At 42.5% G+C, this 16,694-nt stretch carries 16 protein-coding genes; 5 read left to right on the forward strand and 11 right to left on the reverse strand.

The features are described 5' to 3' along the window. Positions 1-24 precede the first annotated feature (24 nt). From speB to bacA, 3 genes are all read right to left on the reverse strand, one after another. A complete protein-coding gene (gene speB, locus PFZ69_RS07700) occupies positions 25-903 on the reverse strand; it encodes an agmatinase (protein WP_270180419.1) in 879 nt (292 codons plus the stop codon). An 11-nt stretch (positions 904-914) separates the two neighbouring features. Further along, positions 915-1,742, reverse strand: a complete 828-nt coding sequence (speE, locus tag PFZ69_RS07705; RefSeq protein WP_270180420.1) for a polyamine aminopropyltransferase — start codon at positions 1,740-1,742, stop codon at positions 915-917. Positions 1,743-1,933: 191 nt separating this feature from the next. Further along, positions 1,934-2,713, reverse strand: a complete 780-nt coding sequence (gene bacA, locus PFZ69_RS07710) for an undecaprenyl-diphosphate phosphatase (RefSeq protein WP_270180421.1) — start codon at positions 2,711-2,713, stop codon at positions 1,934-1,936. A 142-nt stretch (positions 2,714-2,855) separates the two neighbouring features. Here bacA and PFZ69_RS07715 point away from each other — a divergent pair, with 142 nt between their 5' ends. Beyond that, positions 2,856-4,916, forward strand: coding sequence for a transglycosylase domain-containing protein (locus tag PFZ69_RS07715; RefSeq protein ID WP_270180422.1), 2,061 nt, complete (start codon positions 2,856-2,858; stop codon positions 4,914-4,916). A gap of 266 nt (positions 4,917-5,182) precedes the next feature. On the opposite strand, the gene PFZ69_RS07720 is transcribed toward PFZ69_RS07715, so the two are convergent. After that, on the reverse strand, positions 5,183-5,437 hold the full coding sequence (locus tag PFZ69_RS07720; RefSeq protein WP_270180423.1) for a DUF2164 domain-containing protein: 255 nt from the start codon (positions 5,435-5,437) through the stop codon (positions 5,183-5,185). 174 nt (positions 5,438-5,611) lie between these two features. After that, positions 5,612-6,139, reverse strand: a complete 528-nt coding sequence (locus PFZ69_RS07725; RefSeq protein WP_270180424.1) for a YwhD family protein — start codon at positions 6,137-6,139, stop codon at positions 5,612-5,614. A gap of 187 nt (positions 6,140-6,326) precedes the next feature. Between PFZ69_RS07725 and PFZ69_RS07730 the strand changes: the two genes are divergently transcribed. Both PFZ69_RS07730 and PFZ69_RS07735 read left to right on the forward strand, forming a co-directional pair. Then, on the forward strand, positions 6,327-7,643 hold the full coding sequence (locus PFZ69_RS07730) for an NCS2 family permease (protein ID WP_270180425.1): 1,317 nt from the start codon (positions 6,327-6,329) through the stop codon (positions 7,641-7,643). Positions 7,644-7,763: 120 nt separating this feature from the next. Beyond that, entirely contained in the window at positions 7,764-8,975 is a 1,212-nt protein-coding gene (locus tag PFZ69_RS07735) for an EAL and HDOD domain-containing protein (RefSeq protein WP_270180426.1), read from the forward strand. A 32-nt stretch (positions 8,976-9,007) separates the two neighbouring features. Here PFZ69_RS07735 and PFZ69_RS07740 read toward each other — a convergent pair whose 3' ends face one another. Then, on the reverse strand, positions 9,008-10,039 hold the full coding sequence (locus PFZ69_RS07740; protein WP_270180427.1) for an oxidoreductase: 1,032 nt from the start codon (positions 10,037-10,039) through the stop codon (positions 9,008-9,010). A gap of 167 nt (positions 10,040-10,206) precedes the next feature. On the opposite strand from PFZ69_RS07740, the gene PFZ69_RS07745 reads away from it, so the two are divergent. Beyond that, positions 10,207-10,641, forward strand: a complete 435-nt coding sequence (locus PFZ69_RS07745; protein ID WP_270180428.1) for a hypothetical protein — start codon at positions 10,207-10,209, stop codon at positions 10,639-10,641. 52 nt (positions 10,642-10,693) lie between these two features. On the opposite strand, the gene PFZ69_RS07750 is transcribed toward PFZ69_RS07745, so the two are convergent. From PFZ69_RS07750 to PFZ69_RS07765, 4 genes are all read right to left on the reverse strand, one after another. Next, on the reverse strand, positions 10,694-11,197 hold the full coding sequence (locus tag PFZ69_RS07750; protein WP_270180429.1) for a YwgA family protein: 504 nt from the start codon (positions 11,195-11,197) through the stop codon (positions 10,694-10,696). 101 nt (positions 11,198-11,298) lie between these two features. Beyond that, positions 11,299-12,582 carry an HD domain-containing protein gene (locus PFZ69_RS07755; RefSeq protein ID WP_270180430.1) on the reverse strand — a complete coding sequence of 428 codons (1,284 nt, stop codon included), beginning with the start codon at positions 12,580-12,582 and terminating at the stop codon, positions 11,299-11,301. Positions 12,583-12,721: 139 nt separating this feature from the next. After that, on the reverse strand, positions 12,722-13,963 hold the full coding sequence (locus tag PFZ69_RS07760; RefSeq protein WP_270180431.1) for a dicarboxylate/amino acid:cation symporter: 1,242 nt from the start codon (positions 13,961-13,963) through the stop codon (positions 12,722-12,724). A gap of 294 nt (positions 13,964-14,257) precedes the next feature. Beyond that, the gene (locus PFZ69_RS07765; protein WP_270180432.1) at positions 14,258-14,395 is read right to left on the reverse strand and encodes a zinc ribbon-containing protein; all 138 of its coding nucleotides are present in this window, start codon (positions 14,393-14,395) and stop codon (positions 14,258-14,260) included. Positions 14,396-14,563: 168 nt separating this feature from the next. On the opposite strand from PFZ69_RS07765, the gene PFZ69_RS07770 reads away from it, so the two are divergent. Then, on the forward strand, positions 14,564-15,397 hold the full coding sequence (locus tag PFZ69_RS07770; RefSeq protein ID WP_270180433.1) for a lipoate--protein ligase family protein: 834 nt from the start codon (positions 14,564-14,566) through the stop codon (positions 15,395-15,397). Between the two features lie 234 nt (positions 15,398-15,631). Here PFZ69_RS07770 and pta read toward each other — a convergent pair whose 3' ends face one another. Next, entirely contained in the window at positions 15,632-16,606 is a 975-nt protein-coding gene (gene pta, locus PFZ69_RS07775) for a phosphate acetyltransferase (protein ID WP_270180434.1), read from the reverse strand. Positions 16,607-16,694: the final 88 nt, after the last annotated feature.

Consider the following 16,694-nt stretch of genomic DNA (forward strand, 5'->3'; position numbering starts at 1 on the left):
ATTGAATACAGCCTCAGTCCAAATTTATTCCTTATGAGTCCAACCAAGCAGCATTTCACGAATGAATTTACTTGCTGCGATCGGTGTTTTTTCTGATGGGTCATAAACAGGTGCAACTTCCACTAAATCGGCACCAACTACGCGTACGCCTGCGTTTGCGATCATTGTGATCGCTTCTAGTAGCTCTTTAGATGAGATGCCTCCAGCTTCAGCAGTACCTGTACCTGGTGCGTATGCTGGATCTAATACATCGATATCGATCGTGACATAGACGTTGCGACCTTTTAAAGATGGAAGAACTTTCTTCAATGGCTCGACCACTTCGAATTTCGACATGTGCATGCCAGAGTCCTTAGCAAATTGGAATTCTTCTCTCATCCCGGAACGAATTCCAAACGAGTACACATTCTCCGCTCCGATCAAACCACAGATCTTTCGAACAGGTGTCGAGTGAGATAGTGCCTCACCCTCATATTCTTCACGAAGGTCAGCATGAGCGTCGATGTGGATGACAGCAAGATCGTCATACTTCTTGTTGAAGGCTTTTATAATCGGCCATGTCACAAGGTGCTCTCCACCCATTCCTAATGGAAACTTCCCTTTGTCGAGTAAAGAATCAATATACTCTTCGATGAGTTCGATGCTTCGCTTTGGATTTCCGAAAGGCAGTGGAATATCACCTGCATCGAAGTATCGAATCTCTTCAAGGTGCCTGTCCATATATGGACTGTACTCTTCAAGGCCTAAAGACGCTTCTCTTATGCGAGCGGGGCCAAATCTTGAACCAGGACGAAAGCTTACTGTCCAGTCCATCGGCATGCCATAGATCACAACATCACTATCATCAAAAGAAGGGTTACTTAAAATAAACACATTCCCAGAATATGCTTCATCGAATTTCATAGCTGCTCTCCTTACCTCAGTAGATCCTGCACAAATTTAGGGAGTGCAAAACAAGCTTTGTGAAGATCTTTCGTATAGTATTTCGTTTCGATGTCATGGAAACGGCTTTCTTCTACTTCAAGTGGGTCAACTTTTTTGGAGCCTATCGTAAACGTCCACAGTCCGCTTGGATACGTAGGGATATTTGCTGTATAAAGGCGCGTAATCGGGAAGATTTCCTTCACGTCGCTCTGCACTTGTGAAATGAGATCTGCTTTGAACCAAGGGTTGTCCGTTTGAGCAACAAAGATGCCATCTTCTTTTAGTGCTTTTGAGATTCCCTCATAAAAGCCTCTTTCAAAAAGCTTCGCAGCAGGGCCAACTGGCTCAGTAGAATCGACCATGATCACATCGTAGTCGTTCTCGCTTTCAGCAATATGCATAAATCCATCAGCTACTAGTACTTCGACACGCTCATTTTCAAGTTCGCCAGCAATTTCAGGTAAATATTTTTTAGAGTACTCGATTACTTTCCCATCGATCTCAACTAATACCGCTTTTTCTACGGAAGGGTGCTTTAGAACTTCACGAATAACGCCACCGTCTCCCCCACCTACGACGAGGACATGTTTCGGGTTCGGGTGTGTGAACAAAGGCACATGCGCTACCATCTCATGGTAAACGAACTCATCTTTTTGAGTCGTCATGACCATTCCATCGAGAACGAGCATGTTTCCAAACTCTTCTGTTTCAATTACATCGAGACGTTGAAAATCCGTTTGTTCAGTATGCAGCGTTTGTTTGATCTTTGCCGTGATTCCAAAACGCTCCGTTTGCTTCTCTGTATACCATAATTCCATCTCTATCACTCCTCAATTCTATCTCTTTATCTAAGTTCCCGATTCAGATGACTCAAAACAGGCTTAGTATAACGCAAATGACTGTATGTGAACCGAAAATCTTTCATGTTTTTTGCAGCTTCATCAATCGTGAAGCACAAGAAAAGTATAGTTCACTTTTATAAAAAAGCAAGAGGATTTTTCATCTGTTTTTAGAAAAGAATCATCCATACGATCCCTGCAAGAATAAACCGATAGATTGCGAACGGAATGAGGCGGACCCGCTCGATAAAACGGATAAATGTTACAATGGCGATAAGCGCTACGATAAATGACACGAAAAAGCCAACCGCGAAAACCGGGATGTCTGAAACCGTTAAGTATTGATAGCTCTTCAGTAAATCGTACCCGCTCGCAGCAACCATCATCGGTACTGCTAAAATAAATGAGAATTCTGCAGCCGTCTTATGTGTTGTTCCTAGCAACACACCACCAGAGATCGTTGCTCCTGATCGTGAGAACCCAGGCCAAAGTGCGAGACATTGAAAGACGCCGATCGAGAAAGCCTGTTTTAACGTCAGTTCATCGAGGTCTTTCGTAACTGCAGCTGTCCTCTTCAGGTCAGCTAAAATCATAAGAATGCCTCCTAACACGAGTCCTATGACGACAGTTGAAGGAGAAAAGAGCGTTTTAATGACTCCGTGAAGTAAGAATCCTGCTACGATCGCAGGTATCATTCCTAGAATAATGTGCATGAGAGAAAGTCCCCCCTTATTATCATCGAGGGAAAATAAATCTATAAATCTTTTTCGATACACCACAACTACCGCAAGAATCGCCCCTAGCTGGATGACGATTTCGAACGTTTTCGCTCGTTCATCTACAAAGTTCAACCAGTACCCTGTCAGAATTAAATGACCTGTAGACGAAACTGGTAAAAATTCCGTCAACCCTTCCACTATTCCAAGAATGATCGCAATCAACAATTCCACTGCACTCTCTCCCTTTGTAAAAATGAACTCATTCGTTTTATCCTATTCAAAAGTTGGACAATTATTTTTATAGATTGGCGTGTTTAAGAGTTTCTTGATTGTCACATACTAGATTTAAACAAGAAATGTGGGGGTGAACCACATGAAACCAATGAGTGAACGTTTTACCTATTGGAAACGCTGGGGGAAACTATCTTTACGTTTGATGGTTATCGGCTTACTTTTTATCGGTCTTTCCTTTGGATCGATCTATTTGCTTGCCGTTTTCGTTGGTGCTCCACCACTTCAGGTGCCACAAACAACGATTTATTATGATACGGAAGAACACGTTATAGGAGAAAGCAACCAGAGTGGTCAGAATCGCTACTGGGTTCAGCTGGACGAGATTTCGCCGGCTTTGGTAGATGCTACACTCTCAATCGAAGACCGAAGTTTCTACGATCATTTCGGCTTTGATTTTAAACGGATCGGAGGAGCGGTTCTAGCTGATTTAAAAGCGATGGCGAAAGTGCAGGGAGCAAGTACGATCACACAGCAATACGCGAGAAACTTATTCTTAGAACACGATAAAACGTGGAAACGAAAAGTACTCGAAGCGTTCTATGCCTATCGACTCGAAGTTCACTACTCGAAAGAAGAAATTCTCGAAGGGTACCTGAACACGATCTACTATGGACACGGAGCGTATGGTATTGAAGCAGCAGCGAGGTCTTACTTTGGAAAAGGTGCGGATGAACTATCGGTTTCTGAGTCAGCCATGCTCGCTGGAATTCCAAAAGGACCGAGCTACTACTCCCCATACGCAGATGCCGATCGATCAAAAGAAAGACAGTCGACCGTATTGAACGCGATGGTCGCAACGAATAAGCTCTCAAAGGCTGAAGCGATCGAGGCTGAAAACGAAACGATGGCACTACAGGCGTTTAACGAAGAAAAAATAGAGTCCGAAACGGCTCCTTATTTTACAGCAGAAGTGAAGAAAGAATTACGAAATAAACTTTCATTAGATGAGCGAATTATTGAAGAAGGCGGACTTCATGTCTATACGACATTAGATTCCGAGATGCAAGTTAAGGCTGAAGATCTTGTGGCGAATTCCATTGAGGAAAAAAGCGACATCCAAGCCGCGCTCGTTGCAATGGATCCAAAATCCGGAGCGATCAAGGCGATGGTTGGTGGACGAGACTACAAAGAAAGTAAATTCAATCGAGCTACCATGGCAAAGCGTACTCCTGGATCGACTTTCAAACCTTTTCTCTATTATGCTGCGATGAACAACGGTTTCACACCATCAACGCTCGTAAGAAGTGAGCCCACGAACTTTTATTACGACGGTGATAAAAAAACCTATTCTCCTCACAACTATGGGGATGCATATGCGAACGATGAAATTACGATTGCGCAAGCACTCGCCCTATCTGATAACATCGTCGCTGTCAAAACACATATGTTTCTAGAAGAAAAGACTCTCGTTGAAACAGCAAAAACATTCGGGATCGACAGTAAGTTATCAGCGATTCCATCCCTTGCACTCGGCACGAAACCTGTAGGAATCTTAGAGATGACGGAAGCCTACAGTATGCTCGCAAACGGAGGGTTCAGTGTTAAACCTCATTACATTGAAAAAGTAACAGACCGTGATGGCAAGGTGATCTATGAGCACAAGTCGAAGAAAGAACTTCGATTAAAGCCAGAAGCTGCATTCGTCACAACGAGCATGATGACAGGGGTTTTCGATGAATCACTGAATGATTATACAAAAGTAACGGGATCTGGTGTCGATCATTTGCTAACGAGACCTGCCGCTGCAAAGACCGGTTCGACGTCGACAGATAGTTGGATGGTCGGCTTCACACCACAACTCGCTACATCCGTATGGATCGGATACGATGAAGGCAAGAAACTGAATTATCGAAACGATGGGTTCTATGCGAAGAAAATTTGGGCTCAATTTGTTGAAGGTGCACTCGAAGGGGAAGAAGCAAAAGAATTTAAAGCTCCTGAAGGTGTCGTAGGAATCGACATCGACCCGCAAACAGGGAAGATAGCAGATGAAAACTGCCCGAACAAAAGGCTCACATACTTTATAGAAGGAAGCGAACCGCATGAGGTTTGCGACGTCCACGTCGGCCCATCTCACCAGCAAGACATTCAAGAAAACAAGAAAGGATTCTTAGACCGCTTCTTTAACTGGATAAGATAACGAATATAAAGCTGTCGAGAACTTCTCGGCAGCTTAAGTTTGTCTTATATAGTTGAATTGAATAGGAAGGCCAATCCGATTTGGTTTCATTGCAAACTAGTAGGAGTGACTACCGCTTGACTCCCGCGGAAGAACGGGCGACAGAGACCCCTGACCGGACCGCTTTTGTCCGGGAGGAGGCTAGGGCGCTCGTCCGCAGGAAAGCAAGCGGTAGTCATACTCCTACGGCAACGGGAGCACAGTAATATGATTTTCCAGGATTTTCCTTATCTCTTCACTTCTGGATCAGGCTTAATCAGTGAATCCAAATCTTGTTCGATGCTCATCCACTTCTGTTCTGTCATCGTAATCGCATCCTTTACGCCTGCGTTATAAAAGGATGGACTTAACTCAGACATAACAAAATGAAGAAAGTTCTCTGCAGCGAGCTCACCGATCTCTTCATCACGCTCATTATAAAAGTATGTTTGAATTCGCTCGATCAAGTCTTGTTTTTTCTCACGGGGAAACTGTTTCCACATGTCGACCACTCCTCTCACGTTTAAGAAAAGTATAACATCTCAATACAAAAGGACCCGGAGACATTTCTCCGGGCCCTTTTGTGTCCTAGCTATATGTGTTGTGTATCATAATTTTAATCCTACTTCATCGAAAGCTCAAGCGATTTCATAACTTTTTCAAAAAAAGGTCATAACTTACTTCTCAAGTGCCTCTTTCAACTCATCACTAGAGCGGTCGTAAACACCTTTATCGAAGTCGATCAAGTAGTTACGAAGCATTTCTCTAGATTTATCATCCATATTGTCGACGATGACCTTCCCTTTCATCGACTTATCCATGTTGTTCACGTGTTCAGGCATACTCTTCCATGCACGCTTCGCCTCTGCGTTCAAGAAGAACTCACATGCTCCGATCCCATGATAAAACGGGCCTTCCTCACCTCTTTGAAGCGTTACCCATACGATCCATGCCGTATGTCCATCAGGAACTTCTTCTTTCGTTTTGACGAGCTTTTTACGCTTTTCAAGTGCACTTCTTGCGTGCAGTGCACCTATATCTACATAAACCTCGTCCGTCGTAGGATCGACGATAACAGGGGATACGTTGTCTAAATTAATGGTTCCGACCCCATATCCTCCATGACCATCCGTAGAGTCACCACTCAAAATATTAAAGCCTGTTGAAGGCTTTTTCTTAGGCTTCTTTTCTTCATCTTTTGCCACGTTGAACGACCTCCTTTATTCATTATTCTCCGCTAACATTTTATCATATACACACTACAGTATTCATCCTGCAGCAATCGTGCCGATATAAAAAAGGAATTTAATAATTTTCCCTTGCTAAAAAATCTTTTTACGAATAATATAGAGATTGTGTTTAAAAATCGTTCGTATTTACAGGAGGTATTCCATGCTAAACTCCTTTTTCAAACTAAAAGAAAATGGAACAAGCGTTAAAACTGAATTATTAGCAGGTATCACCACATTCTTAACAATGGTGTATATCGTTATTGTAAATCCTATCATCCTTTCATCAGCTGGTGTGCCATTCGATACGGTGTTCATGGCAACCATCATCTCAGCTGTTGTCGGTACCCTTTGGATGGGTCTATTCGCGAACTACCCGATCGCAATCGCTCCAGGTATGGGCTTGAATGCTTACTTTGCCTTCTCCGTAGTAGGCAGCCAGCCCGGCGTATCGTATCAAGTAGCATTTGGAGCTGTTTTTATTGCAGGAATCCTATTCATTATTCTTTCACTAACCCCGTTTCGTGAAAAATTGATCGAAGCGATTCCTACGAACCTAAAGCTTGGTATTACTGCAGGTATCGGTTTGTTCATCGCGTTCATCGGATTACGCATGACAGGAATCATCGTTGCTGACAAAGAGAATCTCGTTACACTCGGTGATCTCCATTCTCCAGAAGTATTACTCGCACTCGGAGGGTTAATCATCACGCTTATTCTGATGGCCCGTAATATTCACGGTGCGTTATTCTTTGGAATGATCGCTACAGCGATCATCGCTATTTCGACAGGACAGCTTGAATTTAAAGAAGGGATCGTTGGATCACCTTCGTCTCCAGATCTATTTATTTTCGGAAGTCCGCTACAAGCATTTAAAGATATGATCGAGTACGGACTATATGCTGTTGTCTTCTCTTTCTTACTCGTTACGCTTTTCGATACTACTGGCACCATGGTAGGCGTCGCAGAACAAGCTGGTTTGATGAAAGGGAAGAAAATGCCGCGTGCACGTCAAGCGCTTCTCGCAGATTCAATCGGTACAACAGTTGGTGCTGTTTTCGGAACGAGCCCGACTAGTGCTTATATCGAATCATCTTCAGGCGTAGCATCTGGTGGTCGTACCGGTTTAACGTCTGTTGTGGTTGCAACCTTATTCATTGCCGCTGCTTTCTTCGGTCCACTAGTAGGTGCTGTTTCAGGACTTGCTGCGATTACTGCTCCAACGCTGATCATCGTCGGAAGCTTAATGATCAGTGCAGTTGGAAAGATTGAGTGGCATGAGTTCGATGAAGCATTTCCTGCTTTCTTAATCATCTTGACGATGCCTTTAACATCAAGCATCGCGACAGGAATCGCACTTGGCTTCATCACGTATCCTGTTCTTAAATTAGTAAAAGGAAAAGGACGCGAGGTACACCCGCTTCTCTATCTGTTTGCCGTTCTCTTCTTCTACCAACTCGCATTTCTTCCGCATGCTTAATCACATGACCTGCTCTTCAGCAGGTCATTTTTTCATTTAATTAACGTTCCAATTCCCTTGAAATTCCACTATAATATTTATTTAAGAGAATAGTAATAAATTTCCTGTTGGAGGTATAACGTGGACGTATTTATCGGGCGTCAGCCGATCTTAACAGTCGATAAGCAGCTGTTTGGTTACGAATTGCTGCACAGGACTGGAAATCTTAATTCGTTTGATGGCTTAGATGGTAATCAAGCAACAGCTGAAGTCATCTCCAATTCCTATTTGACGTTTGGATTAGATAAATTATCAGATCATAAAAAATGCTTCATCAATTTCACGAAAGAGTTAATTCTTGATGAAACACCACTCCTCTTCTCTCCTGACTCAATCATTATCGAGCTGCTTGAGGACATTGACATAACTGGAGAAGTGATCGAGAAGTGTGAAAGCTTTAAAGCGAAAGGATATACCATCGCAATCGATGACTTCACTGATTTCGGAAATTACGAAAGCATTCTACATGTGATCGATATCATTAAAGTTGATTTCCTTGGAACATCAAAAGAAAAACGGATCGAGATCATGAATCGTTTTCGTCACCTTCCGATTCAGTTTCTAGCGGAAAAAGTAGAGACATTAAAAGAATTTGAAGAAGCCAAAGCGCTAGGATTCAAACTATTTCAAGGTTATTTCTTTAGCAAGCCTTCTATCCTTTCTACAAAAGATTTGAAACCAATGCCCCAACTTTATATTCAGATGCTGGATGAAATCAACAAGCCTATGCCTGATATCCAGGCAGTCGCTACTCTTGCTGAAAAGGACGTCGCACTTTCTTATAAGTTGTTACGCTTGATCAATTCCCTCGGCCTTCAGGTAAAAGTCAGCAATGTTAGACAAGCAATCGTTCTATTGGGGCTAGCCGAAGTGAAAAAATGGATTCTGATCCTCATGTTTACAAAGGATTCTAATCAATCTACTGAAATTCTGCACCTGTCTCTTACGCGCGCAAAACTATCAGAGTTAGTAGCAAAGAAAGTAAACGTGAACCCGCACCAAGCCTCTCTCGTCGGAATGTTTTCGTTGCTCGATACGATCTTACAGCGTCCGATGGAAGAAGTTCTGAATGATTTACCGATAGATGACACATTAAAAGAAACCTTAACGAACGATCGAGAGACGGTTTATCATCACATTTTAACTATGATTAAAGCTCTAGAACGGAACGACTGGCAAACGGTAGCCTCTTTCCTAAATGAGTTCAATCTAGCGAGTGAAGATCTTCAAAGTTCTTATATCGACGCTCTTAAATGGTCCGACTCTATCATTCAAGTAGCAGTGAAAGTTTAGAAAAAAAGAGATGGCTCCTTGAGCCATCTCTTCTACTTCCATTCAACCGTTCGATTGTTTTCACTACTCTCTAGCGCCAGCTCGATACATTTGATGACGTTCAGCGCTTCATGAGCCGTAACGGGTGCTGGGGCTTTCTCTTTGATCGATCGCACGATACCTTCATAGTAATGGTGATAAGCTCCTTGAACAGTACGAACTTTTTTCTCATTATCTCCTGTAGTAAGCGTGCCATAACTCTGTTCAGAGTCTTCACCCCATCCAGACTCGCCTGGAATGTGACCTTTCTTCAGCGCATCTTCCTGCGGATCGATGCCCCACTTCACATACGAACCTTCCATACCGTGTATTTGATAGCGCGGTCCGTGCTTGTGAACGAGTGAACCTCCATGCAGAATCACTCTCTTCTTCCCATACTTCAGTACGAGATGAAAATAGTCATCAGTCTTTGCGCCTTCACGCTGTGCGACGACGTCTGCCATCACGCTGTCAGGTTCTCCAAATAACGTAAGAGCTTGATCGATCAGGTGAGAACCTAAGTCAAAAAGGATACCCGAACCTTTCTTATCTTGTTCTCTCCAACGCTCGCGTACTTCGCTCCGAAAACGATCATAGTGAGCCTCATACGTAACTACCTCACCTAAGGCATCGTTTTTCAACAGTTTCTGTATCGTAAGAAAATCGTTATCAAAACGTCTATTATGATAAACGCTTAGTAGACATCCATTTTGTTCTGCAGCATGGATGAGTTCTTCGCATTCTGAAACACTTACTGCAAATGGCTTTTCAAGAACAACATGCTTTCCTGCGTTCAGTGCTTTCATCGCCATAGGATAATGAAATTCATTTGGTGTCGTAATGACCACAAGTTCGATTTCGTTATCATCAAAAACGTCTTCGATAACAGGTACAACCTCCGCATCAGGCAAGGTATGCTTTACCTTCTCAGGGTTTGAAGAAACTACTTTTGTGATATGCATGTCTTTCACAGCCTTCATCACCGGAGCGTGAAACGTTGCCCCTGAAAACCCGAATCCTACGATCGCACATTTTATTTGTTCCATGAAGAACACTCCTTTACTTCAATATGAGTCTTTTGAACCTTTTTTCGTAATTTACCTAAGCTCGACATAATTCTGCAATATCTTCTGCAATGGAGGGATTATACTAGTCTTCAATAGGGTATTTATTGTAATAGTTTCGAAATAATTGTAATAAAAGGTGGAGATCGATGATGAAAGAACGTTTAGTTTCGCCAGTGACAATCGGGATAGGAATCGGTATTCTAGCCACTCTGATGTATGTACTGTTGTTAGAAGCCGGTAACTTTCAGCATAGCGTGATGAGTGGCAGCATCGCTCTTATTCTTGTTCTTATCATTTTTTCAATTCTAGGTATTGCTTGGATGCCTTCTCTCATCGAACGAAGAGAATCATTAAGTCTTTCTGCCGGCATCACCTTTCATGTGCTATCATCCTTCTCGATCGTCTTTCTATTAGCAGAATCGATTCCTGGATTACAGCAGCTCATCCTTCCCTACCTAAGCACATTGATCTTTTCTCTCCTTATGATAGGGCTAATCATTCTGAACGGCTTTGTTCTAACGAAAATTAACTTCAGCAAGCTACAAACGAGTCTTTCAAAAAGAATTCCAATAAAAGGTTAGACAAAAAGGTGCCGAATCAACTTCGTGCACCTTTTTCTATTGAACTCTTATTCTATTGAAGCAAGCGATTAAGACTAGAGATAAACGTATATGCCTCTTCGATCTCATCACTCGAGTAGTTTTGCTTTCGTTTGATCGTCTGAATCTTATCAATCACTTCTTCTTTCGTAAGTTTATCGAAAAACAACACTGTCGAAACAAGCTCTAGAAAACGTGAGCTTTCTCCATTCATTCTACAAATACATTCATTTAAAGATGGAAAGTCATGGTTATAATGGCTCAGGAATTCAGTTCCTTGATCCGTTACGGAATACTTGTATTGATAATAGTTCCCTTTGCTTTCCTTCACTTCTCTGACGAGTCCAAGGTTGCATAGCTCTTCCACTCTGAGCGTCAATTCTTCGGAATAAGGTCCATAAAAGTGAAACTGATACTTCTCGTTAAATGGGAACTGTAGTTTTTTACAAATGTAGACGATTTTCTGAAGCTTTTTCCGTCCGATGACTTCTCCCGCTTCTTTTAATACAGTGATGACTTTCGCATGATCTTCTAGCAACCTGTACCCCTCCCCAATTTTCTTTTTACAGGTTGTCCAAAAAGCTTTCTTTATCTGATTTGGTTAGACCTGCAGACCATGCAGGTTTCTTTTTGAACAGGTTAATCTAATTGAAGCAATGACTTTATGCGACGAGTTACGTTCGTATCCCCCTTCAGGATTAAATCTGCGGGATAATAGAGCTTGTGATCTGTACGCTTCTTGCCTGAGATCGCTTCGACAACTTCGGATTCTCGAGAAAGTTCCCGAAGATCACCACCTGGCTTAAGGAGATGGATTGGAAGCCTTTCTTCTTCTTCTCCAGGTCGATAGAAATCATATGGAAGATCTGAGGAAGAGTCTACTTCAAGGTAATAGTCTGGATCGATGCCAGCTTCTTTAAATGAATCGTATAGCTCTCTCCAATCGTTCATCTTCTCCATCGGATTGAATTCAACATACTTGAATAGCCTTCGATTCATAAATCGCTCGCAAAGATCGCTAAGAATCTCGTCCTCTTCCTCTTGCCACATTTGGAAATAAAACATCGCAACAGATTCATCAAGCTTAAGAAAATCTTCAAGACTGATATTCTCATTAAACAGTGAGTAGAAATGGATCGGTTCGTACTTAAAGGAGTAACCTTCGAGATAAAGTTTCTTTGCACGATGTAAGATCTTGCTTAAAATAACTTCCGCACTTCTTGTCACGGGGTGAAAATAAATTTGCCAATACATCTGATAACGACTCATGATGTAGTCCTCTACCGCATGCATCCCACTCTGTTTGATGACGATCTGATCATCACCAGGTCTCATGACGCGCAAGATACGCTCGATATCAAACTGACCATAGCTAACGCCTGTGAAGTAAGCATCACGCAATAAGTAATCCATTCGATCCGCATCGATCTGGCTTGAAATAAGGGAAACAACTAGTTTGTTGTCATGCGTTTTTGCAATCACGTCTGCAACTTCTTCAGGAAAACGATCGCTCACTTTCCGAAGGATGCGATTGATTTCCGTATCACCCAATATGACCATGCGGGTAAAGTCTTCGTGATCGAGTCCAAATACCTTTTCGAACGAATGAGAAAACGGGCCATGTCCAACATCGTGAAGAAGCGCAGCACACATACTTAACAATCGATTTTCTTCGTTCCAACCGTCATATTGAGAGAAGATTTCGTTAATCCTCCTGACGATTTCATAAACACCGAGTGAATGACTGAAGCGACTATGTTCAGCTCCGTGAAACGTTAAATAGGTCGTCCCTAACTGTCTAACTCTGCGAAGACGTTGAAACTCCTTCGTTCCAATCAGCTCCCAGATTAAACGGTAGCGAACATGTATGTAGCGATGAACTGGATCTTTAAAAACTTTTTCTTCGTTTAATCGTTCGAGCACAGCGTTGGACTCCTTCCGTCAAATTCATCCCCTTATTATATCTCAAATCATACCAAAAAGAAACCTTCCACTACCCGTCAAAAAGACAGGTAATAGAAGGTTTTTGTAAGGAGTATCTTCATCTGTTTACTGTTGTCGGTTATCCTTCAATCTCAGCAGCAGACGTTGTATTCCCATTCCTTTTTTCTTCTGATTTTGTTACATAGAGAGCACAAGCCGCATCACCGGTAATATTAACCGCTGTACGCGTCATATCGAGCAATCGATCGACGGCAAGGATCAAGCCGATCGGCTCAACCGGGAGACCAACTTGGTTTAGGACCATCGCAAGCATGATAAGTCCTACACCAGGAACACCGGCTGTCCCAATACTTGCGAGAGTAGCAGTGACAACGACGATGATGAGCTGTGTGAAGGTTAGCTCAACACCCGTGATCTGCGCGATAAAAACAGTCGCAACACCCTGCATGATTGCAGTTCCATCCATATTGATGGTTGCCCCTAGGGGCTGAACAAAACTACTGATTTGTTTTGGAATCTTCAAGTTTTCCTGAGCAGTTTTCATAGAAACAGGAAGTGTACCACTACTAGATGAGGTACTGAATGCAACTGCCATTGCTGGTGAAAAAGCTTTATAGAATTTAAGCGGATTCTCTTTACCCAGCAAGTAAATCGCACTACTGTATGTGACGAGTGCATGTATAAACAGTCCAGCCAGTACGACGATAAAGTACATACCCATGGATTGAAGTGCTTCTTTACCTTGACCACCGACAGCAGAGGCGATCAAAGCGAACGCTCCATATGGAGCAGTTTCCATAATGATTTTAACAAGATACATCATCACATCGTTACCTTGTTCCATAAGGTCTCGCAATGCTTTGGTTTTGTCACCGAGTACCGCAAGCGCAAAACCGATGAAGATCGCGAAGGCTATGATTTGAAGCATGTTCCCTTCTGTCAACGCCTGAACAGGGTTCGTCGGGATGATATTAAGAATCGTATCCATTACAGGAGGTGCTTCTTCTGCTTTAAAATCACTTTGACCAGTGAATGAACCTTCCACACCAGGCTTGATTAAATAAGCAAGTGCCATAGCGATCGAAATAGCGATCGTCGTCGTGATTAGGAAAAACCCTACTGTCTTTCCTCCCATACGACCAAGTTTCTTAGGATCACTGATTCCTGCTGTACCTACTACGATCGAGAAGAACACGATCGGCACAACTAGCATCTTAATTAAGTTTAAAAAGATCTGTCCTACAGGACCAAGAAAATACTTATCTACGGGTCCAAACGCATCTGGTGCAAACAAGTTAAAGATGACACCAACTAAAATACCCAATACTAAACCGGCGATAATCTTAACCGTTAGCTTCATGGACATTACCCCTTTCGTGAATGGTTTATATGCAAGTCATTCGTTTGCTGTCTTGTTTTTATGAAAGCACTTCCACATTGTGATATTGTTCGCTTTGCTTGCTCTCTTTCTCGCTAACTAGTAAACACACAAACATTATTATAGCATTTTCACTAATTCTCGCAAAATTATATTTACTTAGTTAGTTTACAATTCCCCTGTTAAATAAAGGTTTTATAGCTAAAAAACCTTTAAAACTAAGAAGAAAGTACGAGATAAATTTCCCGTACTTTCCAATGTTGAGGTGCTATGCTTTTATGCCGCATTAAAGGTATTATTACCACAACTTGGACAAGGTGGTAACTGATCACTCTCTTTCTCGATCGTCATTTCTTGACCACAGTTCGTACATTTATATGTACCTTCACCGGGTCTATCGGTCGCACGTGGCATCCCTTCACCTCCCATATTTATCTAGTATGTATATTCCACAAGTTTTACTATGTTAAAACATCATAATATGTCATCTCCCGGGAAATATTGTCGCAATCTGTATTCTGAATGCTGGTATTTCTCGTGCTATAATAGCTAAAGATGATTTGTAACAGAAAGGAAATAGCTATGGCGAATGACTCAGTACTATATCAGCCAGAATGGCGAATAATAGATCAATCTACTCTTGGACCGTCTTTCGATGCACTTCAATCGTTTGCAATGGATGATACGCTCTGCAACTCAACAGGTAGCGGGGATTCTTCACCAGTTATGCGATCCTGGGTACACCATGACACGGTTGTCCTTGGCATACAAGACACACGACTTCCTTACATCGAACGTGGAATCGCGTACTTAAAACAACAAGGATACAAGGTCATTGTTAGAAATTCAGGCGGACTTGCAGTTGTACTAGATAGTGGTGTTTTGAACCTGTCGCTTGTTTTTGCAGAAAAAGAGCAGCAGGTTGGAATCGACAAAGGATATGAATCGATGGTCGATTTTGTACAGGAAATCCTTTCACCATATGGGGTTAATGTTGAAGATCGTGAGATTGTAGGCTCTTATTGCCCGGGCCGCTACGATTTGAGTATAGGCGGGCAGAAGTTTGCAGGAATTTCCCAAAGACGCCTTCGAGGAGGCGTTGCGGTTCAAGTTTATCTCTGTGTAGATGGAAGTGGTTCAGAGCGGGCAGCTTTAATTAAGGAATTTTACGAACGCTCCCTCGGTGGCGAAGAAACGAAGTTCACGTATCCACGTATCGTTCCGGAGACGATGGCATCGTTGAGTGAATTGACGGGAGAAAGTTTGGCGGTAAGTGACCTGATGATGGGAACGCTTAAAACGCTGAATAAATACGCAGGGACTTTGACGACTCAACACCTTTCGATTCCAGAGTTATCCCTTTACGATTACAACTACCAGCGTGTGTTTACAAGAAATGAGAAAGCACTTTACTAATATTAGAGAAAAAGCATCCGAACTTCGTTTCGGGTGCTTTTAATATGACGTGAGATTAGTGGTATATCCGCGAATTTCTAAATATATCCGCGATTATGGAGATTTATCCGCGATTTTTTAATTATATCCGCTAAATCTAACCCTATATCCGCGAAAACGTGAATATATCCGCGAAACTACCGTTTCATGCCAAAAAAAGACTGCCGATCGAGTGTCGACAGTCTTCAACGAACCTTATAACGTTTGCATTGCTGTGATCAAAGCAAGCTTGTATACATCTTCTTCACTACAGCCGCGAGAAAGGTCATTTACAGGCTTGTTAAGACCTTGTAGAACTGGACCTACTGCTTCGAATCCGCCAAGGCGTTGAACCATTTTGTATCCGATGTTTCCTGCTTCGAGGCCTGGAAATACAAACACATTCGCTTGCCCTTCAAGCGGGGATTCAGGTGCTTTTTTCTTTGCTACTTCAGGGACGAATGCAGCGTCGAATTGGAATTCACCGTCGATAACAAGCTCAGGTGCTTTTTCTTTCGCAATCTTTGTAGCTTCCATGACTTTTTCTGTTTCAGGGGAAACAGCAGAACCTTTTGTTGAGAAGCTAAGCATCGCAACTTTTGGATCGATACCAAACATTTTCGCAGTTTCAGCACTAGAAACAGCGATTTCAGCAAGGTCGTTGCTATCAGGAGCAATGTTGATCGCACAGTCTGCGAACACATACTTCTGATCGTCCTTCACCATTACAAAAGCGCCTGACGTCTTCTTGATTCCTTCTTTTGTCTTGATGATTTGAAGTGCAGGGCGGACCGTGTCACCAGTCGAGTGTGCAGCTCCACTTACAAGGCCATCCGCTTTTCCTGTATGAACAAGCATCGTACCAAAGTAGTTCACATCGAGAAGAATCTCTTGTGCTTGTTCTGCTGTTGCTTTTCCTTTACGGCGTTCTACGAACGATTCAACAAGTGCATCCATGTCTGAATAGTTTGCAGGATCAATAATTTGTAGATCTTCATGAAGAGCAACGTTTAAAGATGACGCTTTGTCCTTTACTGCTGCTTCTCCACCAACAACGATTGGTTTTAGGATGCCGTCTTGAGCGAGACGATTTGCCGCAACAAGAACTCTTTCATCTGTTCCTTCTGGAAACACGATCGTCGGTTGGCCGTTTCTTACCGTATCTTTCATGCTTGTAAAAAGATCACTCATTGTATTCACCTCATTAATTTGATTTCCAATCCCTACGATACTCTTTTTTCCCTAAAAACAAAAATAAATCCGTAGTTGTAAACCCTTC

Origin of the sequence: Alkalihalobacillus sp. CinArs1 (assembly GCF_947387515.1) — a bacterium.
Taxonomy (GTDB): Bacteria; Bacillota; Bacilli; order Bacillales; family Guptibacillaceae; genus Guptibacillus.

Excerpts from the sequence above, each read along its gene's own strand:
- speB (WP_270180419.1), bottom strand. The coding sequence starts at position 903 with ATGAAATTCGATGAAGCATATTCTGGGAATGTGTTTATTTTAAGTAAC.
- speE (WP_270180420.1), bottom strand. The coding sequence starts at position 1,742 with ATGGAATTATGGTATACAGAGAAGCAAACGGAGCGTTTTGGAATCACG.
- PFZ69_RS07715 (WP_270180422.1), top strand. The coding sequence starts at position 2,856 with ATGAAACCAATGAGTGAACGTTTTACCTATTGGAAACGCTGGGGGAAA.
- PFZ69_RS07720 (WP_270180423.1), bottom strand. The coding sequence starts at position 5,437 with ATGTGGAAACAGTTTCCCCGTGAGAAAAAACAAGACTTGATCGAGCGA.
- PFZ69_RS07730 (WP_270180425.1), top strand. The coding sequence starts at position 6,327 with ATGCTAAACTCCTTTTTCAAACTAAAAGAAAATGGAACAAGCGTTAAA.
- PFZ69_RS07740 (WP_270180427.1), bottom strand. The coding sequence starts at position 10,039 with ATGGAACAAATAAAATGTGCGATCGTAGGATTCGGGTTTTCAGGGGCA.
- PFZ69_RS07745 (WP_270180428.1), top strand. The coding sequence starts at position 10,207 with ATGATGAAAGAACGTTTAGTTTCGCCAGTGACAATCGGGATAGGAATC.
- PFZ69_RS07760 (WP_270180431.1), bottom strand. The coding sequence starts at position 13,963 with ATGAAGCTAACGGTTAAGATTATCGCCGGTTTAGTATTGGGTATTTTA.
- PFZ69_RS07765 (WP_270180432.1), bottom strand. The coding sequence starts at position 14,395 with ATGCCACGTGCGACCGATAGACCCGGTGAAGGTACATATAAATGTACG.
- PFZ69_RS07770 (WP_270180433.1), top strand. The coding sequence starts at position 14,564 with ATGGCGAATGACTCAGTACTATATCAGCCAGAATGGCGAATAATAGAT.
- pta (WP_270180434.1), bottom strand. The coding sequence starts at position 16,606 with ATGAGTGATCTTTTTACAAGCATGAAAGATACGGTAAGAAACGGCCAA.